Annotated in this window: 21 protein-coding genes; 7 read left to right on the forward strand and 14 right to left on the reverse strand. The window is 60.9% G+C overall.

Annotated features, from left to right (window positions below):
* Positions 1–75: 75 nt before the first annotated feature.
* The 7 genes from hflX to TK42_RS07135 form a co-directional block, all read right to left on the reverse strand.
* Complete coding sequence (gene hflX, locus TK42_RS07105; protein WP_032878202.1) at positions 76–1,377, reverse strand: ribosome rescue GTPase HflX; 1,302 nt, start codon at positions 1,375–1,377, stop codon at positions 76–78.
* 12 nt (positions 1,378–1,389) lie between these two features.
* A complete protein-coding gene (hfq, locus tag TK42_RS07110; RefSeq protein ID WP_003188059.1) occupies positions 1,390–1,650 on the reverse strand; it encodes an RNA chaperone Hfq in 261 nt (86 codons plus the stop codon).
* A gap of 94 nt (positions 1,651–1,744) precedes the next feature.
* Positions 1,745–2,716 carry a tRNA (adenosine(37)-N6)-dimethylallyltransferase MiaA gene (gene miaA / locus TK42_RS07115; protein WP_103733910.1) on the reverse strand — a complete coding sequence of 324 codons (972 nt, stop codon included), beginning with the start codon at positions 2,714–2,716 and terminating at the stop codon, positions 1,745–1,747.
* Positions 2,716–4,632: a DNA mismatch repair endonuclease MutL gene (mutL, locus tag TK42_RS07120; protein WP_032878206.1), complete on the reverse strand. Its 1,917-nt coding sequence runs from the start codon at positions 4,630–4,632 to the stop codon at positions 2,716–2,718. Before mutL ends, miaA begins: the two co-directional genes overlap by 1 nt.
* Positions 4,632–6,053 (reverse strand): N-acetylmuramoyl-L-alanine amidase, encoded by a 1,422-nt coding sequence (locus TK42_RS07125; RefSeq protein ID WP_103733911.1) that lies wholly within the window; start codon positions 6,051–6,053, stop codon positions 4,632–4,634. Before TK42_RS07125 ends, mutL begins: the two co-directional genes overlap by 1 nt.
* A gap of 17 nt (positions 6,054–6,070) precedes the next feature.
* Positions 6,071–6,541 carry a tRNA (adenosine(37)-N6)-threonylcarbamoyltransferase complex ATPase subunit type 1 TsaE gene (tsaE, locus tag TK42_RS07130; RefSeq protein WP_103733912.1) on the reverse strand — a complete coding sequence of 157 codons (471 nt, stop codon included), beginning with the start codon at positions 6,539–6,541 and terminating at the stop codon, positions 6,071–6,073.
* The gene (locus TK42_RS07135) at positions 6,529–7,389 is read right to left on the reverse strand and encodes an NAD(P)H-hydrate dehydratase (RefSeq protein WP_032878212.1); all 861 of its coding nucleotides are present in this window, start codon (positions 7,387–7,389) and stop codon (positions 6,529–6,531) included. Before TK42_RS07135 ends, tsaE begins: the two co-directional genes overlap by 13 nt.
* Positions 7,390–7,452: 63 nt before the next feature.
* Here TK42_RS07135 and queG point away from each other — a divergent pair, with 63 nt between their 5' ends.
* Complete coding sequence (queG, locus tag TK42_RS07140; protein WP_032878214.1) at positions 7,453–8,517, forward strand: tRNA epoxyqueuosine(34) reductase QueG; 1,065 nt, start codon at positions 7,453–7,455, stop codon at positions 8,515–8,517.
* Here queG and TK42_RS07145 read toward each other — a convergent pair.
* Together TK42_RS07145 and orn are read right to left on the reverse strand one after the other, a co-directional pair.
* On the reverse strand, positions 8,514–9,131 hold the full coding sequence (locus TK42_RS07145) for a trimeric intracellular cation channel family protein (RefSeq protein ID WP_172833454.1): 618 nt from the start codon (positions 9,129–9,131) through the stop codon (positions 8,514–8,516). The genes queG and TK42_RS07145 overlap by 4 nt on opposite strands.
* Positions 9,132–9,250: 119 nt before the next feature.
* Positions 9,251–9,793: an oligoribonuclease gene (orn, locus tag TK42_RS07150; protein WP_005784217.1), complete on the reverse strand. Its 543-nt coding sequence runs from the start codon at positions 9,791–9,793 to the stop codon at positions 9,251–9,253.
* A gap of 108 nt (positions 9,794–9,901) precedes the next feature.
* On the opposite strand from orn, the gene rsgA reads away from it, so the two are divergent.
* The gene (rsgA, locus tag TK42_RS07155; protein WP_005784215.1) at positions 9,902–10,933 is read left to right on the forward strand and encodes a small ribosomal subunit biogenesis GTPase RsgA; all 1,032 of its coding nucleotides are present in this window, start codon (positions 9,902–9,904) and stop codon (positions 10,931–10,933) included.
* 240 nt (positions 10,934–11,173) lie between these two features.
* The gene (locus tag TK42_RS26785; RefSeq protein WP_078820139.1) at positions 11,174–11,383 is read left to right on the forward strand and encodes a hypothetical protein; all 210 of its coding nucleotides are present in this window, start codon (positions 11,174–11,176) and stop codon (positions 11,381–11,383) included.
* A 61-nt stretch (positions 11,384–11,444) separates the two neighbouring features.
* Here TK42_RS26785 and motB read toward each other — a convergent pair whose 3' ends face one another.
* A complete protein-coding gene (gene motB, locus TK42_RS07160; RefSeq protein WP_046070637.1) occupies positions 11,445–12,464 on the reverse strand; it encodes a flagellar motor protein MotB in 1,020 nt (339 codons plus the stop codon).
* Between the two features lie 3 nt (positions 12,465–12,467).
* Positions 12,468–13,319, reverse strand: coding sequence for a flagellar motor stator protein MotA (gene motA, locus TK42_RS07165; protein WP_005784209.1), 852 nt, complete (start codon positions 13,317–13,319; stop codon positions 12,468–12,470).
* Between the two features lie 166 nt (positions 13,320–13,485).
* Between motA and TK42_RS07170 the strand changes: the two genes are divergently transcribed.
* Genes TK42_RS07170 through asd form a run of 3 tightly spaced genes read left to right on the forward strand, consistent with a single transcriptional unit; the run spans position 13,486 to position 16,770 of the window.
* Complete coding sequence (locus TK42_RS07170; protein WP_032878218.1) at positions 13,486–15,021, forward strand: HDOD domain-containing protein; 1,536 nt, start codon at positions 13,486–13,488, stop codon at positions 15,019–15,021.
* A gap of 57 nt (positions 15,022–15,078) precedes the next feature.
* On the forward strand, positions 15,079–15,894 hold the full coding sequence (gene rhdA / locus TK42_RS07175; protein WP_032878220.1) for a thiosulfate sulfurtransferase: 816 nt from the start codon (positions 15,079–15,081) through the stop codon (positions 15,892–15,894).
* 15 nt (positions 15,895–15,909) lie between these two features.
* On the forward strand, positions 15,910–16,770 hold the full coding sequence (gene asd / locus TK42_RS07180) for an archaetidylserine decarboxylase (RefSeq protein ID WP_032878223.1): 861 nt from the start codon (positions 15,910–15,912) through the stop codon (positions 16,768–16,770).
* 141 nt (positions 16,771–16,911) lie between these two features.
* Here asd and serB read toward each other — a convergent pair whose 3' ends face one another.
* Entirely contained in the window at positions 16,912–18,126 is a 1,215-nt protein-coding gene (gene serB, locus TK42_RS07185; protein ID WP_057702577.1) for a phosphoserine phosphatase SerB, read from the reverse strand.
* Between the two features lie 133 nt (positions 18,127–18,259).
* Between serB and TK42_RS07190 the strand changes: the two genes are divergently transcribed.
* The gene (locus TK42_RS07190) at positions 18,260–19,795 is read left to right on the forward strand and encodes a HAMP domain-containing protein (protein ID WP_032878227.1); all 1,536 of its coding nucleotides are present in this window, start codon (positions 18,260–18,262) and stop codon (positions 19,793–19,795) included.
* A gap of 116 nt (positions 19,796–19,911) precedes the next feature.
* Here the strand turns inward: TK42_RS07190 and TK42_RS07195 are convergent, their stop codons facing one another.
* Both TK42_RS07195 and parC read right to left on the reverse strand, forming a co-directional pair.
* Positions 19,912–20,625: a membrane integrity-associated transporter subunit PqiC gene (locus tag TK42_RS07195; protein ID WP_005784196.1), complete on the reverse strand. Its 714-nt coding sequence runs from the start codon at positions 20,623–20,625 to the stop codon at positions 19,912–19,914.
* 173 nt (positions 20,626–20,798) lie between these two features.
* Positions 20,799–23,063, reverse strand: coding sequence for a DNA topoisomerase IV subunit A (parC, locus tag TK42_RS07200; protein WP_032878231.1), 2,265 nt, complete (start codon positions 23,061–23,063; stop codon positions 20,799–20,801).
* Positions 23,064–23,085 lie beyond the last annotated feature (22 nt).

The raw sequence follows: 23,085 nt of genomic DNA on the forward strand, positions 1-23,085 counted from the left end.
CAAAGACGCACCCACGGCGCGCCGACCAATGCTACAGAATGCCTGCTACTGCGGCACAACCGCTTTCTCAGGCTTTTATTGCAAAGTGTGTTGTTCAATGAACTCCGCCGGCACAACACCCTCGCGACTGACCAGTCGATTGAGCTCCGAGCGTGGCAATCGAACGGCCAGCAAGCTGACACCTTCTTCGTCGTGTTCTTCTTTCTGTACCGCACCCAGTTCGAAAAACTGTGCCCGCAGTCGAGCAAAACGCTGCGGCAAGCGCAAGGTGCCGACAAACAAATCGCTGCCCAGCAGTTCGGCAATCGCTTGCTCAAGCAGGTCCAAACCACTGCCATCACGCGCCGACAGCCAGACCCGCTGGGGCTTGCCGTTTTCGTCACGCTGGATTTGTGGCTCAACACCTTCAAGCAAATCGAGTTTGTTATAGACCTCGAGGATCGGCAAGTCCTGGGCACCAATCTCGCCCAGCACCACCATGACCTGTTCAATCTGCAACATGCGATCCGGTTCGGCCGCATCGATCACGTGCAGCAGCAGGTCGGAATTGCTCGACTCTTCGAGCGTAGACCGAAATGCCTCGACCAGCTTGTGCGGCAAGTGACGAATGAAACCCACGGTATCGGCCAGGACAATCGGCCCCAGGTCGTCTATGTCCAGACGGCGCAAGGTCGGGTCGAGGGTGGCGAACAGTTGGTCGGCCGCGTACACGTCCGATTTCGTCACGTTGTTGAACAGCGTGGACTTGCCGGCGTTGGTATAGCCCACCAGGGACACGGTAGGGATATCCGCACGGGAACGGCCACGGCGCGATTGTTCGCGCTGGCTGCGGACTTTTTCCAGGCGGCCCTTGATCTGGCGCAGGCGAACCCGCAGCAGACGCCGGTCGGTTTCCAGCTGGGTTTCACCCGGACCGCGCATACCGATGCCGCCACCTTGACGCTCAAGGTGAGTCCAGCCGCGAACCAGGCGGGTGCTCATGTGATCAAGCTGGGCCAGTTCGACCTGGAGCTTGCCTTCATGGGTACGGGCGCGCTGGGCGAAAATATCGAGAATCAGGCCGGTACGGTCGATCACGCGACACTCGAAAACACGTTCGAGGTTACGTTCCTGACTGGGCGTGAGGGTGTGATTGAAGATCACCAGATCGGCTTCTTCAGCGTGAACCAGGTCGCGCAGTTCCTCGACCTTGCCGCTGCCGATCAGGTATTTGGCGGTTGGCCGATGACGCGGCACGTTAAAAAACGCAACGGTCTCGGCGCCGGCCGAATTTGCCAACTCCTGAAACTCCTGCGGATCTTCGCGCGCCTCAGGGTCCTGTCCATCCAAGTGAACGAGGATTACTCGCTCACCACCACCGTGGCGCTCAAAGAACAAAGGAGACTCCTATCAGGCGTTACCTGGCTCAGCGTCACCCTGTTCATCACCTGCTGCGCTAGGCAGACGGATTGGACGAACTGGAACGACTGTCGAGATAGCGTGTTTGTAGACCATCTGGCTGACGGTGTTTTTCAGCAGGATCACGAACTGGTCGAACGACTCGATCGTGCCTTGCAACTTGATACCGTTGACCAGATAGATGGAAACCCCAACTTTCTCTTTACGTAAAGTATTCAAGTAAGGGTCTTGTAGCGAATGCCCTTTTGACATGTGCCGCACTCCTTTAAGGATCAATAATAAAAAATCGGAAAATAGATAGCTTATGGCCGTCACACCCCCAAGGATAGACGGCAATTGCAAGGACTCAGCTCAATATGGAGACCGTTCCCAAGTATTTCAAGGCGCGTGACAGATTGTCGCTGTCCAGGCTGTCCAACCAGTGCAAATCGCTCCAGCTGCGCAGCCAGGTGAACTGGCGCTTCGCCAATTGGCGCGTGGCGATGATGCCGCGCTCCTGCATTTCGGCTGACGTCAGCTTGCCATCCAGATGATCCCAGACTTGGCGGTAGCCTACAGCACGTATCGAAGGCAGCCCGGCATGCAGGTCACCTCTTGAACGCAGTGCTACGACCTCGTCCACAAACCCCTGTTCCAACATAATTGTGAATCTTTGTGCAATTCGTTCATGCAGCACCTGGCGATTTGCCGGAGCGATGGCCAGATTCGCCACAGTATAGGGCAATTGTGACTGTCCAGATGCGCCTGCATCAGCACTTTGCGCACTTTGTTTCAGCCGATGTTCAGTCATGGTCTGGCCGCTGACACGCCAAACTTCCAGGGCACGGGTAAGGCGCTGGGGATCATTGGGGTGGATGCGCGCTGCGGACACGGGGTCCACCGCTGCCAACTGGTCGTGCAGGGCTTGCCAGCCAAGGCGTACAGCCTCTTCTTCGAGTTCGGCGCGCACCTGGGCATCGGCAGGCGGCATATCGGCCAGCCCCTCCTGCAATGCCTTGTAGTAGAGCATGGTGCCACCCACCAGCAGCGGGATATTACCGCGCGCGGTGATCTCGGCCATGGCCGCCAGGGCATCGGTGCGAAAATCCGCAGCCGAATAGCTCTGCGCCGGGTCGATGATGTCGATCAATTTATGCGGATATTGGGCCAATAGCGCTTTGGACGGCTTGGCCGTGCCGATATCCATGTCCCGGTAAACCAGGGCAGAGTCGACACTGATCAACTCGCAGGGCAACACCTTGGTCAGCTCGATGGCCAGGTCCGTCTTGCCGGCGGCCGTGGGGCCCATCAGGAAGATCGCGGGGGGCAAGGCGCTCATCAACGGCCGCGCAAGAACAGTTTGTCCAGATCGTCCAGGCCCATTTGGGTCCAGGTCGGTCGGCCATGGTTGCATTGGCCGCTGCGCTCGGTGTTTTCCATGTCACGCAGCAGGCCGTTCATTTCCGGCAGGGCCAGGCGGCGATTGGCGCGGATGGCGCCGTGGCAGGCCATGGTGCCGAGCAATTCGTTGATATGCGCCTGGATACGGTCGCTGGTGCCGTATTCCATCAGGTCTGCCAGCACGTCGGCCACCAGGCGGTTGGCTTCGGCCTGCTTGAGCAGCGCGGGAATCTGACGGATCGCCAGGGTTTCCGGGCCCAGGCGTTGTAGCTCAAAACCCAGCTTCTGGAACACGCTGTGGTGTTCTTCGGCGCAATCGGCCTCGCGCTGGCTCACGGCCAGGGACTCCGGCACCAGCAGCGGCTGACCGCTGAGGCCTTCGCTGGCCATGGCGATCTTCAGGCGCTCGTACATGATCCGTTCGTGGGCGGCATGCATGTCCACCAGCACCAGGCCATGGGCGTTTTCCGCAAGGATGTAGATGCCCTTGAGCTGCGCCAGGGCATAGCCCAGCGGCGGGATATCACCGCCGCCTTCCGGCAACGAGGGAGCAGCACCCGGCTCGGCACCCGGCAGCGGCGCGAAAAACTCCCGGTAAGCCGCCTGGGCCTCGGCCACCGGCACCGTCGATTGCGGGCGCGGTGTGTATTGGTACTGATAACCCGCACCGGCACCCGAGTTTGGCGCCGTGTAGGCTGGCTGCGACGGCGTCGATTGCAGCAGGTTGGCCGCCAGGCTCATTTCACCTTGCGGACCGAACTCACCGGCCTCAGGACCGCTCGGGCGCACCACCGCCGTGACAATCGGCGCTGACAGTTGATCATCCGGGCGCACATCGCCCAAGGCGCGGTGCAGCGTGCCATACAGGAAGTCATGCACCATGCGCCCGTCCCGGAAGCGTACTTCGTGCTTGGTCGGGTGCACGTTGACGTCGACCACCGACGGGTCGACCTCGAAGAACAGCACAAACGTGGGGTGCCGGCCGTTGAACAGCACGTCGCGATAAGCCTGGCGCACCGCGTGGGCTACCAGCTTGTCGCGAACCGCACGGCCATTCACAAAGAAGTACTGCAAGTCGGCCTGGCTACGGGAGAACGTCGGCAACCCCACCCAACCCCACAACCTCAGGCCATTGCGCTCGATTTCAATCGGCAGCGCCTGCTCCAGGAAACCGCTGCCGCACACGGCTGCCACACGTCGTGCGCGGGCGGCGTCGTCGTTGGCTTCGTGCAGACTGAGGATGGTCTTGCCGTTGTGGCGCAGGTGAAACGCCACATCGAAACGGGCCAGGGCCAGGCGCTTGATGACTTCTTGCAGGTGATCGAATTCGGTTTTCTCGGCCTTGAGGAATTTGCGCCGCGCCGGGGTGTTGAAGAACAGGTCGCGCACCTCCACCGAAGTGCCCACCGGGTGTGCAGCCGGCTGGACCCGAGGCGCCATGTCGCGGCCTTCGGTTTCCACTTGCCAGGCTTGCTCGGCGTCGCGGGTGCGGGAGGTCAGGGTCAGGCGCGCCACGGAACTGATGGAGGCCAGGGCTTCACCGCGAAAACCCAGGCTCATGACCCGCTCAAGGTCTTCCAGATCACGGATCTTGCTGGTGGCGTGACGGGCCAGAGCCAGCGGCAGATCATCGGAGGAGATGCCGCTGCCGTCATCACGTACCCGCAGCAACTTGACGCCGCCCTGCTCCACGTCGACATCGATGCGCCTGGCACCAGAGTCGATGCTGTTTTCCAGCAGCTCCTTGATCACCGACGCAGGGCGCTCGACGACCTCACCCGCAGCAATCTGGTTAGCCAGGCGCGGGCTGAGCAATTCGATGCGCGAGCCGCTGTTCAACAAGGATTCGCTCATTACTGTGCCGCCAATTCAGTGCCGGGAATGGTCAACACCTGGCCGATCTTCAACTCATCGGTTTTCAGGTTATTGGCGCTGCGCAAGGCCGCAGGCGTGACCTGGAAACGTATCGCCAGCATGGCAACGGTGTCGCCGGGCTGCACACGATGGTCACGCGGGCCCTGGGCGATTTTGCCGGAATCGCGTAGCCAGGCGATATAAGTGCCCGGTGGTGGGTTCTGCTGGAAGAACTGGCGCACGCCCGCACTGATGGAGCGCGCCAGCGCTTGCTGGTGGCTGGCGCTGGCCAGCTTGGAGGCCTCGTTGGCGTTGGAGATAAACCCGGTTTCCACCAGGATCGACGGGATGTCCGGCGACTTCAACACCATGAACCCGGCTTGTTCCACCCGCTGTTTATGCAGCGACGTCACACGACCGATATTGCTCAGGACTTTCTGGCCAACGTTAAGGCTGGAGGTCAGCGAGGCGGTCATCGACAGGTCGAGCAGCACACCGGCGAGCATCTTGTCCTTGTCATCGAGGGACACGTTGCCGGCCCCGCCGATCAAGTCGGAGCGGTTTTCACTGTCGGCCAGCCAGCGGGCGGTCTCGGACGTGGCACCGCGATCCGACAGGGCAAATACCGAGGCACCAAATGCAGCAGTTGAAGGCGCGGCGTCGGCGTGAATGGACACGAACAGGTCAGCGCCCTTCTTGCGCGCAATTTCGGTACGGCCACGCAACGGAATGAAGTAGTCACCGGTGCGGGTCAGCTCGGCGCGGTAGCCTTTCATGCCGTTGACCTGGCGTTGCAGCTCGCGAGCGATGGCCAGTACCACGTCTTTCTCATGCTGGCCGCGTGAGCCGGAAGCCCCCGGATCTTCGCCACCGTGGCCGGCGTCGATCACCACGATAATGTCGCGCTTGCCTGCCGGCGCGGGCGGCGGCGGTGGCAATTTGACCTGGGGTTGCGACGGGTTGACCGGCACCGCAGGCACGGTAGCCACGCTTGGCGTCGGCGCAGGCGGTGGTGCCGCGTCGGCGGGGTTGTCGAACAGGTCGACCACCAGTCGGTTACCGTATTGGGCGTTGGGCGCCAGGGAGAAGCTCTTTGGCGTCACGGCCTTTTTCAGGTCGATGACCACGCGCAAGTCGGTCGGCGTACGCTGGGCCGAGCGCATGGCGGTAATCGGGGTATTGGCGGTAGACACCTTCAGCGGCGCGGCCAGGCTCGCACCGTTGATGTCGATCACCAGGCGATCAGGCGCCGTCAGGGTAAAGACGCTGTGCTGGACCGGGCCAGACAGGTCGAACACCAGTCGCGTGTTATCCGGCGCTCGCCACAGGCGAACGCTCTTTACCTGTGAAGCAGCCAGAGCATTGACAGTCATTGCCGCAAGCAACACCCCCACGACAGCAACCAACGCGCGAAAGCGCATACCTAACCCCACCAATTTTATTTGAATTCCAATGCCAGAGCGGTGCACCACGCTTCAGCGCGCACGCTCTGGGGCAACAACTTCAGCTGACGTCCGTGCTCATGCGGCGTAATGGTAATGGTCATGTCTGGCTTTGGCAAAAAGCCTGTGCCTTTATCTGGCCATTCGATCAGGCACAGCGCATCTTCATCGAAGTAATCACGGATGCCCATGTACTCCAGTTCCTCTGGATCTACCAGGCGATAAAGATCGAAGTGGAAAGCACGCACGTCGCCGATCTCGTAGGGCTCGACCAACGTAAAGGTCGGGCTTTTTACCGCGCCGGCATGGCCCAGGCCGCGAATAATCCCCCGGGACAATGTGGTTTTGCCTGCGCCGAGATCGCCTTCGAGAAAGATCAACCCTGCCCCTTGCGTGACCTGCGAAAGACGCTGCCCCAACGCGACCATGGCCTCTTCATCTGCCAGGAAAAGAATTACTTCAGGCACGGCGACTGCTCCTCCAGCAATTGACGAATGGCAGGGATCAGGTCGCTGGCAGCCAGCCCCCGACCAAAACTGCCCTGGCGGTCGCCAGCGGTAGCGTGCAACCACACCGCCAGGCAGCTTGCCTCGTACGCGGGCATACCCTGAGCCAATAGCGCGCCGACCAGACCAGCCAAGACATCCCCAAGCCCCGCCGTCGCCATCGCCGGGTGGCCTTGATCACAACGGGCAAGCCGTCCATCCGGGCTGGCAATCAAACTGCCAGCACCCTTGAGGATAGCCACTGCATTGAATTTTTGGCTCAACGCGCGCGCCACATTAAGGCGATCGGCCTGAACCTCGGCTGTCGATAGCCCCAACAAACGCGCAGCTTCGCCCGGATGAGGCGTAATCACACAGTTGGCCGGCAGCTCGACGCTGCCAGTGGCCAGTTGATTGAGCGCGTCGGCGTCCCACACCTGCGGCTGGCGGGCATTGGCCGCGACCGACAACAGGCTTTTGCCCCAAGCGGCATCGCCCAGGCCTGGGCCAATGACGATCACCGAGATTTTTTCCAGCAGGCCCATCAACTGGTTGGCCGAGCTCACGCCGACAGCCATGACTTCCGGCAGCCGGGCCAGAGCGGCTGGCACATGTTCCGGTCGAGTTGCCAGCGAGACCATGCCGGCGCCACCGCGCAGGGCACTTTCGGTGCTCAGCAGCGCCGCACCGCCAAAGCCACGGTCACCACCGATGACCAGCAGGTGGCCGAACTGGCCCTTATGGGCGTCCGGAGAACGCGCAGCCAGTTGCGGCAAATGGCCGGGCAACAACAGCTGAACGTCGGTAATTGGGTGTTTTGTCTGAGGCATGCGTCTTCAAGCTCCGATGTCTGGCAGAATTATACGCATCTAACCTGTGGTTTCCCGTGTCTCATGCCTGCTATTACCTCCGATCTGCCCGCCCTCGCCCAATCGATCAAAGACTGGGGCCGCGAGCTGGGCTTTCAACAAGTCGGCATCAGTGGCCTGGACCTGGCTGAGCATGAACAGCACCTGCAACGCTGGCTCGACGCGGGCTACCACGGCGAGATGGACTACATGGGCGCCCACGGCAGCAAACGCTCCCATCCCGAGGAACTGGTACCCGGCACCTTGCGCGTGGTGTCACTGCGCATGGACTACCTGCCCGGCGACACCCAGATGGCGCAACTGCTGGGCCAGCCGGAAAAAGCCTATATCTCGCGCTACGCCCTGGGCCGCGACTACCACAAGCTGATCCGCAAGCGCGTGCAGCAGCTGGCCGACCGCATCCAGGCGCAGATCGGGCCGTTCGGCTTTCGCGCCTTTGTCGACAGCGCGCCGGTCCTGGAAAAAGCCATCGCCGAACAAGCCGGACTGGGCTGGATCGGTAAAAACACCCTTGTGCTCAACCGCAAGGCCGGCAGTTATTTCTTCTTGAGCGAACTGTTTGTCGATTTACCGTTGCCGGTGGACCCACCCCACACTACCGAGCACTGCGGCCGTTGCACGGCGTGCCTGGACATCTGCCCCACCAACGCCTTCGTCGGCCCTTACGTGCTGGACGCCCGGCGCTGCATCTCCTACCTGACCATCGAGCTAAAGAGCGCCATTCCCGAGGACCTGCGCCCACTGATCGGCAACCGCGTCTTTGGCTGCGATGACTGTCAGATCGTTTGCCCATGGAATCGTTTCGCTCGACCCACTGCCGAAAGCGATTTCAAGCCCAGGCACAACCTGGATAACGCCGAGTTAGCCGAACTATTTATGTGGGACGAGGATAAATTCCTCAGCAGCACCGAGGGCTCCCCCCTGCGCCGCGCCGGTTACGAGCGCTGGTTACGCAATCTGGCGGTGGGCCTGGGCAATGCGCCGTCAAGCATTCCGGTATTGGAAGCCTTGAAGGCGCGGCGGGACTACCCCTCAGAGCTGGTTCGCGAGCATGTGGAATGGGCGCTGAACCAGCACGCGGCCCGCTAGTGTACGTCGTCGTTGTAGACGAACTTGGGCATTTCCCAGTGAAAACGGATCGCCAGCAAACGCAGTAGAAAGCCACTGAACAGCGTCAGCAGAATCGCCTGTTCGCTCGGCAGTTCCAGATACAGGCACAGCAAGTAGAACCAGGCGGCCAGGAACGACACGCTGGCGTACAACTCGCGGCGGAAGATCAGCGGAATGTCGTTACAGAAGATATCCCGCAGGATGCCCCCGAATACGCCGGTGATGACCCCGCTGACGGACGCCACCAACATGCCGTGACCCATTTCCAGGGCGGTCATGCAGCCGATCAGGGTGAATGCCACCAACCCCAAGGCGTCCAGCGCCAAAAACAGTGAGCGCAGGCGGCGCATCAGCGGCGCGATAAAGATCGTCACCAGCGCCGCGACGGAGGTCAGCACCAGGTACTCCGGGTGCTTGACCCAGGTCAGCGGGTAGTGGCCGAGCAGCACATCGCGCACCGAACCACCGCCCAGGGCCGTCACGCAGGCGATGAGCACCACGCCAAACCAGTCCATGCCGCGCCGACCGGCGGACAAGGCGCCGGTCATGGCTTCGGCGGTGATGGCGATGAGGTAGAGCATCAACAGCATGATGGCGATCCTTGCAGGGAGGCCGGCAGTCTAATCATTTGCTGATGGCACCAAAAGGGGGCAAACGCTCTCCAACACTTGGATTTGCAAACCCCTCCCACATGTTCAGCAGTCGCCCGTTTTCAAGCCTTGATGAAATGCTTGCGGTAATGCTGCAACTCGGCGATCGACTCACGAATATCATCCAGCGCCAGGTGCGTGCTGCCTTTATGGAAGCTGTCTTTGACTTCCGGCGCCCAACGCGCAGCCAGCTCTTTAAGCGTCGATACGTCCAGGTTGCGATAGTGGAAGTAGCTCTCCAGCGCCTTCATATGCGTATAAAGGAAGCGACGGTCCTGGCAGATGCTGTTGCCGCAGATCGGCGACTTGCCCTTGGGCACCCATTTTTCCAGGAATGCGATGGTTTCGGCTTCGGCTTCGGCCATGCTGATGCGGCTGTCGCGCACACGCTGGGTCAGCCCGGAGTTACCGTGGGTGCGGGTGTTCCACTCATCCATGGTGGCGAGCACGGCGTCGCTGTGGTGGATGGCGATCACCGGACCTTCGGCCAAGGTGTTGAGGTTGCTGTCGGTAACAATCGTCGCCATCTCGATGATGACGTCGCTGTCGGGGTTCAGACCGGTCATTTCCAGATCGATCCAAATCAGGTTCTGTGGGTTTTGCATGGCTTGATTCTCTTGGCACCTTGGCGTAGCTGCGCAGTTTAGCAGGCGGGGCCGTGCTAGACTCGCGACCGTTTTACCCAACTTTTGCATTATCGACACGGAACACCAATGGCCAAACGCCAGCTCAACCGTCGCCAAAACTGGCGCATCGAAAAGATTCAAGGTGAACGCGCAGCGCGTGCCGCCAAACGTGAATCCTCCGCCGTGGAAGCGCTCGAGGGCGGCGACCTGGGCCCCGAACAAACGGGCCTGGTGATCGCGCACTTTGGTGTGCAAGTCGAAGTCGAGGCGCTGGAAGGCGAACTCGCAGGCTCGGTGTCCCGTTGCCACCTGCGCGCCAACCTGCCTGCGCTGGTGACCGGCGACAAAGTCGTGTGGCGCGCCGGCAACCAGGGCATCGGCGTGATCGTCGCCCAGTTGCCGCGTAGCACCGAACTGCGTCGCCCCGACAGCCGTGGCCAGCTCAAGCCGGTGGCAGCCAACGTCGACATGATTGTGATCGTGTTCGCACCGTTGCCCGAGCCCCATGCCAACCTGATCGACCGCTACCTGGTCGCGGCCGAACACGCCGGCATCCGCCCGCTGTTGCTGTTGAACAAATTCGACCTGATCGACGAGCAAAACGCCCCGGCGCTCAATGCGTTGCTGGCGGTCTATCGCACCCTGGGCTACCCGGTGCTGGAAGTGTCGGCCCATCACGGCAACGGCATGGAACAGCTGCAACAGCAGCTGGACGGGCGCATCAGCGTGTTTGTCGGCCAGTCTGGCGTGGGCAAGTCATCGCTGGTCAACAGCCTGTTGCCGGAAGTCGATACCCGCGTGGGGCCGCTGTCGGAGCTTTCCGGCCAAGGCACCCACACCACCACCACTGCGAGGCTGTTCCACTTCCCCGGTGGCGGCGAGCTTATCGACTCCCCGGGTATTCGTGAATTCGGCTTGGGCCACGTCAGCCGCAGCGATGTGGAGGCGGGCTTTATCGAGTTCAACGACCTGATCGGCACCTGCCGCTTCCGCGACTGCAAACACGACCGCGAGCCGGGCTGTGCATTGCTCAAGGCCCTGGAAGATGGCCGCGTGCAACAGCAGCGGATGAACAGCTATCGGTCGATTATTGCGAGCTTGCCTGAGAGCAGTTATTGACGGTCAATTTCTTGATACACATAAACCACGGCGCTGAATGCCCTAGCCCATTGATTTAACAGGAGCGGGAATCAAGAATCCGGATCAACTGGGTGGCTCATACACACAAGCCAGCTTGTATTCAGATTTCCTGATGCCCATAATTGCTCCGTCACCAGCGAAAGCTGGCAGGAGTCTGGATCCTTTTCGGGGTTGATCCAGCGGCGCAGAAGGGGCGAAGCAAGCTCCGCTGCGTGTCGAATGAAGCCGCCTTCGGGCGGCTTTGCTTTTTGTGGGGAATTAACATTGGCTCTCTACTATCACCCCAAACAAGGCGACGTGCTGCTGTGTGACTTCACACGAGGTTTTGTTGCACCGGAAATGCTGAAAATCCGCAAGGTTGTCCCACGCCTGTGCGCCGACGACATGCGGGGCGTAGTTAATGGTGTCAAAGCCTACCTGCCACTCTGACCGCCAATGAAAACGCCCCGAATGATTCGGGGCGTTTTGGTTTCTGCTGTAGAGAGATAAGTTACGAGGCCGGCGCAGGCACCGTAGGATCCTTCATCCCACCGTCATCAAACAGGTTCAGCTTCTGCCGCAACTCATGGGCCGGCAGTGGCTCCTGCTCAGGCGGCAGTGCGTTGGGGTCGGCCGGCACTTCGCCAGGGGCACCATCGCCCTGAGTCGGTACCGGTGGCGGTGGCTGGTCGCCTTCAATCGCACGCTGGGCCTTTTTGGTCAGCACCACGATATCGATACGGCGGTTGACCGGGTTGAACGGGTCTTTGGGATCAAATAACTGCGATGAGGCAAAGCCCACCACCCGTGCCACTTGTGGGTCCGGATAGCTGCCGGCCACCAGCGCACGGCGGGCGGCGTTGGCGCGGTTGGCCGAGAGTTCCCAGTTGCCGAAGTCGCCCTGGCCCGCGTAGGGCTTGGCGTCGGTATGGCCGCTGATGCTGATCTTGTTCGGTACCGCCTTGATGGTGTCGGCCATGGCCAGCAGGATGTCTTCAAAGTACGGCTTCAAGCGCGCACTGCCGGAATCGAACATCGGCCGGTTGGCGGCGTCCGTGATCTGGATGCGCAGCCCTTCGGGCGTGATCTCGAACGAAATCTGGTCCTTGAACTTCAGCAGTTGCGGGTTTTCTTCGACCTTGTTCTGCAATTCCTGCAGCAACAGCTCCAGGCGTTCCTGCTCGACCTGCTCGGCCATGGTTTCGACGGTATCGCGCTCAATCGGGATTTTTTCCTGGGGCGACTCAGTTTGCACTTCCGGGTTGATGGTGCGCTCTGGCGCCAGTTGCGGTGAACCGCCCAGATCGATGACAAATGGCGTACCGCTTTCCGAAAAGCCAATCGGGTCTTTGAAGTAACCGGCGATGGCGATCTTCTGTTCCGGTGTGGCGGTGGACATCAGCCACAGCACCAGGAAGAACGCCATCATCGCCGTGGCAAAGTCGGCAAACGCGATTTTCCAGGCACCACCATGGTGCCCCGCAGCGAAGCGCTTGACGCGCTTGATGATGATCGGCTGGTTGTTTTCCATGGCTTAGCGACCGCGAACCGCTTGTTCCAGCTCGGAGAAACTTGGGCGATGCTTGGGGTACAGCACCTTGCGCCCGAACTCCACGGCCAGCGATGGCGGCATCCCCGATGCTGATGCCACCAGGCACGCCTTGATCGCTTCGTAGAGGTTGACCTCTTCCTTGGCATCGTGGGCCAGGGAAGTAGCGAGCGGGCCGAAGAAGCCATAGGCCGCGAGAATACCGAAGAAGGTACCCACCAGCGCCGCACCCACGTGCATGCCGATGGCCGCTTGATCGCCCTCGCCCAAGGACGCCATGGTCACCACGATACCCAGCACCGCCGCGACAATGCCGAAACCGGGCATGCCATCGGCGATGCCGGTCACGGCATGGGAAGGATGCTCCAGCTCTTCCTTGAGGCTGAACAACTCCATGTCGAACAGGCCTTCCAGCTCGTGGGGAGCCATGTTGCCGGAGGACATGATGCGCAGGTAGTCACAGATATAAGCGGTCATGCGCTCATCTTTGAGCACGGCCGGGTACTTGGCGAAAATCGGGCTGGCGGCGGCGTCTTCGATGTCGCCTTCGATCGCCATCATGCCTTCGCGGCGGCTCTTGTTGAGGATCTCGTAGATCAGCCCCAGCACTTCCAGATAGAAGGTGTGGGAAAAACGCGAACTGAACATGCCCAGCGATTTCTTGATCACGTGCATGGTCATGTAGCCGGGGTTGGCCTGCAAGAATGCGCCAAACGCGGCGCCGCCGATGATCAGCACTTCGAAAGGTTGGATCAATGCGGCGATTTTACCGTGGGAGAGGACGTACCCTCCGAGCACACTTGCGATGACGACAATGATGCCGATAATTTTAGCCATAGGAGATGGGTACTTGCGCCGTCGGGTTCATGGACATAGTGGGTGCAGCAGAAAACTCTTGTTCTACTTATCGGCAAAACTGCGCCAGACTATAGCCCGTTAAGGCGAAAAGCCAATTCGGCCCGTTCCGGGTGTGTTGAACACAAGTGATGATCGCGCCCCAATCATGGCAATCGAAACGACAGTCCCAACGAACCGCCCCACCACCCTCGCCGCTTGGATCAAGCGCCTGGACGACGTGCTGCTGCCCGTTCCCCAGGCCAACCATGAGCGCGTGTGCAAAGCCATCCGCGACAGTCGCAGTTCATTGCGAGATATTGCCGAGCTGATGCAAAACAGCCCGGCGCTGGTGCTGAGCGTGATGCGCGAGGCCAACAGCCAAGCCCATGGGAGCCTGGCCGAGCCCGCCGAAAACCTCGAAGTAGCGCTTAACCGTCTCGGCCTCAAACGTGCCGAGGAGTTGCTGGCACGCCTACCTTCGGTGCCGGCTGGAGAAATCCCAGCCGCATTGCGCCAACTGCTGCTGGTCAGCCAGCACGCGTCCCAGCAAGCCAACGGCTTGTTCGGCAGTCGCCTGGCGCGGCTATGGCAGGACATCCACTGGGGCAGCCTGCTGTTTCTGTCGCCACTGTGGCCGATGGCCGTCGCCTACCCCAAGCTTTTGGAGGAATGGGAGCTGCGGGTGATTCACAAGGGCCAGTCGGCGCGCCAGGTCGAGCAGGAACTGTTCGGTGTGCGCTTGCTGGACCTGTGCCTGGGCCTGACCGAAGCCTGGCACCTGCCGATCTGGGTTTCGCAGGGCTACAAGCTGCTGCTGGCCGAGCAACGCCTGCTGGTCAAGGCGCTGCACATTGCCCGCGAAGACGACGCCTTGCGCCACCAGCAATTGCTCGACGCCGACCCCAACCTGCGCCGCTGGCTGAACCAGCCAGCCAATACCGTGTTGCTGGCCAACGGCCTGGCGATGTCCGCCCAGGAATCCTGGACCTGCCCGCACACCGAACGCTGGCAATACCTCACCGCGCTATACCTGCAAGTGCCCTTGAGTGATGTGCAACAACAGGCGCACCAGCAGGCAGTCACGAGCGCCCGCACCACCTTGATGCCCGACCTCTGGCACCCGGCGCTGTCGCTGATCTGGCCGTGGCATGTGCAAAAAGTCCATCGCGGCTTGTTGCCCGCGCCGCCGCCCACGGCTGAAGCCCTGGCCGTATGGCGCACTCATTGCACCGAGTTGCTGGTCGAGCCGAGCCGCTTTGCCAACGCCATGCACCTGACCACCTGCGCCAAGCACGCCTTGGTTGCCAGTGGCATGCAGCGGGTGTTGTTGTTCATGGCCGATCGCGCCCTGAGCACCCTGCGCGTGCATCAGGCCGACGGTTTGCCCAGGGACGCCGCGCACCTGAGCCTGGATGTGGTCAACAGCACATTGCTGCAACGCCTTCTGGAAAAGTCCGCTCAGGTGCGTCTGACCCCCGACAACCATGCGCAGTTTTCCGCCCTGCTGCCGCCTATCCTGCGTCGCCTGTTTACGGGCGAGCACTTGCTGCTGCGTTCGCTGAGCTGCAATGGCCGCGTGGTGATGCTGGTAGTGGCGGACCAAGGCGGCGGACCATTCTCGGAAACCACCGTGCAGGCGTTCGGCAAAACCGCCCAATGCATCGAAAAAGCCCTGCACAGCTTTACCAACCGCAGCGCCTGATGCTTGCGCTACAATCAGCGGCCTTTATCACCAACATTTGTGCCCAGGAGACCTCACATGCCTGACTTCTCTGGCTTGCCGCTGGTGATCGAATCCAGTGACCTGCTCGCTCAACTGGATGCCGAGCACTTGATTCTGGTGGACCTCACCAGTGCCGCCCGCTACGCCGAAGGGCATATCCCCGGCGCGCATTTTGTTGACCCCAAGCGCACCCAACTGGGCCAGCCACCGGCACCCGGCTTGCTGCCGAGCAAGGCCGACCTGGAAAAACTGTTCGGCGAACTGGGCCACACCCCGGACGCGACCTACGTGGTCTATGACGACGAAGGCGGCGGCTGGGCCGGACGCTTTATCTGGATGCTCGACGTGATCGGTCACCAGAAATATCACTACCTCGACGGCGGCCTGCTGGCATGGCTGGAGGAAAAGTACCCACTCTCCATCGAAGTGCCCGCGCCGGCAGGCGGCCCCGTCAGCCTCACGTTGCACGATGGCCCCACGGCTACCCGTGAGTACCTGCAAAGCCGTCTCGGCGCGGCCGACCTGGGCGTCTGGGATGCCCGCGGCCCGCTGGAATATTCCGGCGAAAAAGTGCTCGCCGCCAAGGGGGGCCATATTCCCGGCGCGGTGAATTTCGAATGGACCGCCGGCATGGACAAGGCGCGCAACCTGCGCATCCGTCGCGACATGCCACAGGTCCTCGAAGAGCTCGGGCTGACCCGCGATAAAGAAATCATTACCCACTGCCAGACTCACCACCGCTCTGGCTTCACCTACCTGGTGGCCAAGGCGCTCGGTTATCCACGAGTCAAAGGCTATGCCGGTTCCTGGGGCGAATGGGGCAACCACCCCGACACCCCCGTTGAGATTTAAGGTTTAAGGACAGTTATGAAAAAGCAGTTGTTTATCCTCAGCCAGTACTTGCTGCCACACCACTTGCTCTCGCGCCTGGCCGGCTGCATTGCCGAGTGCCGCGTGCGCTGGTTCAAGAACGCCTTCACCGCCTGGTTCGCCAAGCGCTATCAAGTGGACATGTCCCAGGCCCTGGTTGAAGACCTGAGCGCCTATGAGCATTTCAACGCGTTCTTCACCCGCGCCTTGAAAGACGGCGCCCGCCCGCTCGACCAGACTCCCGGTGCCGTGCTGAGCCCGGCCGATGGCGCCGTCAGCCAGCTAGGCCCTATCGAACATGGCCGTGTGTTCCAGGCCAAGGGCCACAGCTTCAGCGTGCTGGAATTGCTCGGTGGCGACGCGGCGCTGGCTGCACCGTTCATGGGAGGCGATTTTGCGACTATTTACCTGTCACCCAAAGACTACCACCGGGTGCACATGCCACTGGCCGGCACCTTGCGTGAGATGGTCTATGTGCCAGGTCGGATTTTCTCGGTCAACCAGACCACCGCCGAAAACGTACCGGAGCTGTTTGCGCGCAACGAGCGGGTTGTATGCCTGTTTGACACCGAGCGCGGCCCGATGGCCGTGGTGTTGGTGGGTGCGATGATCGTCGCGTCGATTGAGACGGTGTGGGCCGGGTTGGTAACGCCGCCCAAGCGCGAGCTGAAAACCTTCCGCTACGACGAAGCCGCACGTGCGCCGATTCATTTGGAAAAAGGTGCGGAGCTGGGCCGTTTCAAGCTGGGCTCGACCGCCATCGTGCTGTTCGGGCCGGATCAGGTGAAGTGGGCTGAAGAACTGGCAGCGGGTACGCCAGTGCAGATGGGCCAGGGTATCGCATTGCCGAAAGCCTGATATTGCTGGTGACATCCTATGTGGGAGCCGGGCTTGCCCGCGATAGCGGAGTGTCAGTCAACACATCATTGACTGAACTGCCGCTATCGCGGGCAAGCCCGGCTCCCACATTTTTGACTGTATTTCTACAGTGAGATCGGCTTATAACTGACCGTCGCGGTCGCGCAAGCCCAGCAGATACAACACGCCATCGAGCCCCAGCGTTGAAATCGCCTGTTTGGCCGACTGCTTGACCAACGGCTTGGCGCGAAACGCCACACCCAATCCTGCAATCGCCAGCATCGGCAAGTCATTGGCGCCGTCGCCGACCGCAATGGTCTGCTCCAGACGCAAGCCTTCCTTGTGCGCCAATTCCTTGAGCAGGTCGGCCTTGCGCTGCGCATCGACAATCGGCTCGACGGCCACGCCGGTCACTTTGCCGTCCACCACTTCCAGCTCGTTGGCGAACACGTAGTCAATGCCCAACTTCGCCTGCAACTGCTTGGCGAAGTAGGTGAAGCCGCCCGACAGGATGGCGGTCTTGTAGCCCAGGCGCTTGAGTTCGGCGAACAGGGTTTCGGCGCCTTCCGTCAGGCGCAGGGATGCGCCGATGGAGTCCAGCACGCTCACGTCCAGGCCCTTGAGCAACGCCAGGCGCTCCTTGAAGCTGGCACGGAAATCCAGCTCACCGGCCATCGCCCGCTCGGTAATCTCGCTGACTTGCTCGCCGACTCCCGCTGCCTTGGCCAGTTCGTCGATGACTTCGGCTTCGATCAGGGTGGAGTCCATGTCGAACACCGCCAAACGACGGTTGCGACGGAACAGCGAATCTTCCTGGAAGGCGATATCGACATTCAACTCCTGGGCCACGCTCAGGAATTCGGCCCGCAGCGCTTGCGCGTCAGCCGGTTCACCGCGCACAGAAAACTCGATGCAGCCCTTGCCTTTGTCGGCTGGGGTGTCCAAGGGCATACGACCCGACAGACGGTCAATGTGGTCGATATTCAATCCGTAGTGGGCCGTGATCGAGCTGACACGCTGCAATTGTTCAGCCGTTACCTTGCGAGTAAGCAACGTCACGATATGGCGTTTTTTGCCCTGGCCTTCTACCCAGTGCTGGTAATCGGCTTCGGACACGGGGGTGAAACGCACCTGTTGATCCAGCTTATAGGCCGTAAACAGGATGTCCTTGAGTACCGACGAAGCCTGTTCGGTGCTGGGGATCTCCACCAGGATGCCGAACGACAGGGTGTCGTGGATCACCGCCTGACCGATGTCGAGGATGTTCACACCACCCTGGGCCAGGACGCCGGTAATGGCCGCGGTGAGACCCGGCCGGTCTTCACCCGTGATGTTGATCAGGACAATTTCGCGCAAAGCGCACCCCCAGGCTGGAAAAAAACCGCATTCTACCCACTTTCAGTGACCATCGGGCACAGCCAGTGCTTTGCCGGTCATGGGCCTGTCGCTATACTGCGCGTCAACTTCACGGACCAAGAGCCGAGCGCAAGTGAACCGGCCCACGCCAGTAAAAACCGATAACTTCTTCCTGCTGATCTTCCGGGCACTGCGCCACCGCCGTGTACCGATCGCATTACGCATCGCCAGCCATAACGTGATCCTGGTCGCCTTGGCCCTGGTAATCTACGCCTGCGTGATGGGTTTGCAGTTCAAGCAGGCCATGCATGAGCAAGCCGACGCCCTGGGTGCGAGCCTGACGACCCAGACGGCCACCTCGGCGACTGAGCTGCTGGTGTCCAACGACATCCTCAGCCTCAACGTGCTGCTCAACAACCTGACCAAGAACCCGCTGGTAGCTCACGCCGCCATTTATAGCGTGGACAACCGGATCATGGCCGAAGCCGGGCAGCGCCCGAAGAACGGCTTGCTGGGTGAAGCCGAGGGCCTCTACCAGAGCAATATCACCTTTCAGGATGTGAAAGCCGGCCAACTGCGTATCAGCCTCGACATGCAGCAGTTCCAGCAGCCGATGACCATCAGCCTGCAAAGCATGGGTATCTTGAGCGCGATCCTGCTGGCCCTGGCCCTGGCCTTGAGCCTGCGCCTGGGGAGGCATATCTCCACACCGCTGATGCAACTGCGTATCTGGCTGCGGGATATCGACGAACACACCCCGGCCACTGATCGCCAGGATGAAATCGGCGACCTCGCGCGCCAGCTCCATACCAGCTTCGCTCCGGAGCCGAAAGCGCCTGAAGTCGAACCGGAACCCGAATACGACGATACCGACGACTACAGCGATGAGCCTGAGTTTGAAGTACGTGACCTGCGCGACCCGGGCTTTGACGAAAGCGCTCCGGTGGCCGGCCTCAAGCCTGCACCGCGCCATGTGGTCAAGGCCGAGGAAGACGAACTCGACGAGGAAGACCCCTTCGCCGACCTGCGCGATACCTCGGCCGTGGCCCCGGCCGCTGCGACAAAACCCGTTGCGGTGGTCAGGAACACCGAGCCGCAGCACAGTGCAGTACTCGCCGTGCAATTGGGCTCCCAGGAGCAGCTGCGCCGCCTGCCTCGTGCCCGGCTGACCGAACTGCTCGAACGCTACCGCGATTGTCTCGACCAGGCCGCCTCGCTGTACCAGAGCGAGCTGCACACGTTGAACGATGGCAGCACCCTGATGCTGTTCCACAGCGAAGACAGCGGCGAAGACTACCTGACCAATGCAATTTGCTGCGGCGAATTGCTGCGCGCGCTGGGCCATGCCCTGCAGATCGAAGTGGCCGACAGCGGCATTACCCTGCAATTGCAGCTTGGCTTGACCGTGGGTGATGACCTGTTCGGCATGAGCCAGATCGACCTGCTGCTCACCGAAATCGCCCAGGATGCCCTGGCCCTGTCCCAACACAGCCGCAACCTGCTGCTGGTGGAACGCAAGATCAGTGAAGACACGCTGATCCGCCAACGCGCACGTATCCGTCCGATTGCCAGCCCTGAAGGGGCCAGTTGCGTAGAGCGGCTGATGGAACCGTACCCCTCGATGCTCGAACGCCAGCTGGCGCGGATGCATGAGACCCGCAAGCCCTGAAATACCTACTGTGGAGTGATTCCCGCTCCCACAGTTGATCTTCAACATGACTCAAATCCTGCACAAACAAAAAGGCCCGCTTATTCAGCGGGCCTTTTGTTTGGCTGCGATTCAGATCAGAACCTGAACACTTCCAGATCGGTACGAATCGGCGTAGCCATCGGCATCTTCGGCTTTTCCGGGGCTGCCGGTTTGGCCTGGGCTGGGGCCTGTTTACGCGGCTGCACCTCGGCAATCGGCGGCTGGTTCGCCAATGGCTTGAGCGCCACCGACAACTGCTGCGCCAAGTGCTGCAACAGCACACCCTGGGCCTGGACCTGAGAAGCGGTGGTGCCGGTATGCTCTTCCTGCAGGTGCACGATGCGGTTATCCCGTACTTGTCCGCGACGGTCGATCAGGCGCCACTGTGCATCCAGAATCGCCGGTTGCGATTTGCCGGAGTCGAGCCGCGTAATCGTCAGCAGCACCTGCACATCCGGAGTGAATCCCGATGGCCCTGGTGCCAGGACCACACGCTGGCTATCCAACTGCCCTGCAACCTGACGCAACATCAGTTGATTGATATCGGACGACAAGCTGCCCGCCCAACGACCATCAGTGGAACCTTGCAGGCTGCCGTCGTTCTGACGTTGCAGCAGGGTTTCGCGTTGCAGGTAATCGGCAACGACTACCGGACCGAGCAATACCGCCATGCCAGCCGTTTGGGCTGGCTGAGCCGGGCTACCGCTGTCCAGCTGGTACAGCGACACCGGTTGGTGCGTGCTGCAACCCGCCAGCCCCAAAAGGCCAGCGAGCATCAAAAATAGAGGAAGGCGTGGAGCAGTCATCATCCCATCCAAGTGGCTGCCACAAGGCGAACCACAATGTAATACTAAAAATAACCTGAACACGCTCGGCCACGCCGGCGCTGGAAAGGCCATATCATCCGTGAATATGCGCCATGACTCCAGCGCGAAAGCATCGATCTACAGGTTAAATCGTAGATCGAGTGCTCTAGTACGCCTTAAACCGGCGTTTCTACCAACAAGGCATCCACTCGCTGGAAACCTCTAGGCAGTTTGTTACCGCGTCGACCACGCTCGCCCTTGTAGTGTTCAAGGTCGTCTGGGCGCAATGACAACGTGCGCTTGCCGGCCTGGAGCACCAGGGTAGAGCCTTCCGGGACCACGGCGATGTCTGTTACGTACTCTTCGCGACTGGCCACCCGGTCACCGGGGATCCCGATAATCTTGTTGCCCTTGCCTTTGCCCAACTGCGGCAGATCGCTGATCTTGAACACCAGCAAACGCCCTTCGGTGGTCACCGAAGCCAACCAGTTGCTTTCACGATCATCCACCGGCCTTGGCAGGATCACCTTGGCGTTGTTCGGCAGGCTCAACAGCGCCTTGCCCGCCTTGTTCTTGGCTTGCAGGTCTTCACCCTTGACCACGAAACCGTAACCAGCGTCAGAGGCGATGACGTACAGCGAATCATCGTCCGGCAGCAGCACGCACTCGAAATTCGCCCCCGGTGGCGGCGTGAGGCGTCCGGTCAACGGCTCGCCCTGCCCCCGTGCGGACGGCAGGGTGTGGGCCGGCACCGAATAACTCCGCCCGGTCGAGTCGATAAACACCGCGAACTGATTGGAGCGCCCGGCGGCGGCGGTCTTGAAGCCATCACCGGCTTTGTACGAAAGGCCGGTGGCGTCAATATCATGCCCTTTGGCGGAACGAACCCAACCCTTTTCCGACAAAACGACGGTAATTTTCTCGTTAGGCAACAACTCAGTTTCTGTCAGAGCCTTGGCTTCAGCACGCTCGACGATCGGCGAACGACGGTCGTCGCCATAGGTTTCGGCGTCTTTGATCAGCTCACTGCGTACCAGCTTCTTGAGCTTGGCTTCGCTGCCCAGCAGCGCTTGCAGCTTGGCTTGTTCCTTGAGCAACGCGTCTTGCTCGTCACGCAGCTTCATTTCTTCCAGGCGTGCCAATTGGCGCAAGCGCGTGTCGAGGATGTAGTCAGCCTGGATTTCGCTCAGCTCGAAACGCGCGATCAACTCGGCTTTCGGGTGCTCGGCGGTACGGATGATATGGATCACTTCATCCAGGTTGAGGTAGGCAATCAGCAAGCCGTCCAACAGATGCAGGCGGCGCTCGACCTTGTCGAGGCGAAACTGCAGGCGGCGGCGCACGGTCTGTACGCGAAATTCCAGCCACTCCACCAGCAGGTTGCGCAGGTTCTTCAACTGCGGCTTGCCATCCAGGCCGATGATATTGACGTTGACCCGGTAGCTGGACTCCAGGTCGGTGCTGGCGAACAGATGCTGCATCAGCACTTCATGATCGACCCGGCTGTTGGTCGGGATGATCACGATACGGCACGGGTTCTCGTGGTCGGACTCATCACGCAGGTCGGCAACCTGGGGCAGTTTCGACGGCTTGGCCTGCATCAACGCGGCAATCTGCTCCAGCACCTTGGCACCGGACACCTGGTGCGGCAGCGCGGTGACAATAATGTCGCCATCTTCGATATGGTACACGGCGCGCATACGCACCGAGCCCTTGCCGGTTTCGTACATCTTCAGCAGGTCGGCGCGCGGCGTGATGATTTCCGCTTCGGTCGGGTAATCCGGGCCCTGGATATGTTCACACAACTGCTCGACCGTGGCCTTGGGCTCGTCCAGCAGGCGCACGCAGGCAGTGGCAACTTCGCGCAGGTTATGCGGCGGCACATCAGTGGCCATACCAACGGCGATACCGGTGGTGCCATTGAGCAGGATATTCGGCAAACGTGCTGGCAATACCAGGGGTTCGTCGAGGGTGCCGTCAAAGTTCGGCCCCCAGTTCGCCGTGCCCTGGCCCAGCTCGCTGAGCAGCACTTCGGAATAACGCGACAGCCGCGCTTCGGTGTAACGCATGGCGGCGAAGGACTTGGGATCATCCGGCGCACCCCAGTTGCCCTGCCCGTCCACCAGCGTATAGCGATAGCTGAATGGCTGGGCCATCAGCACCATGGCTTCATAACACGCCGAATCGCCGTGGGGGTGGAACTTGCCGAGTACGTCACCGACGGTACGCGCCGACTTCTTGTGCTTGGAATCAGCGTCCAGGCCCAGCTCACTCATGGCGTAGATGATGCGCCGTTGCACGGGCTTAAGGCCGTCGCCGATATGCGGCAGGGCACGGTCCATGATCACGTACATGGAGTAGTTGAGGTAGGCATTTTCGGTGAAGTCAGCCAGCGACCGGCGTTCTACGCCATCTAAGCTGTCTGCGAGGATGTCACTCATGCGGGCCTCATCATTGTTGGTT

Source organism: Pseudomonas sp. GZJR-8 (genome assembly GCF_002916705.1).
Taxonomy (GTDB): domain Bacteria; phylum Pseudomonadota; class Gammaproteobacteria; order Pseudomonadales; family Pseudomonadaceae; genus Aquipseudomonas; species Aquipseudomonas synxantha_A.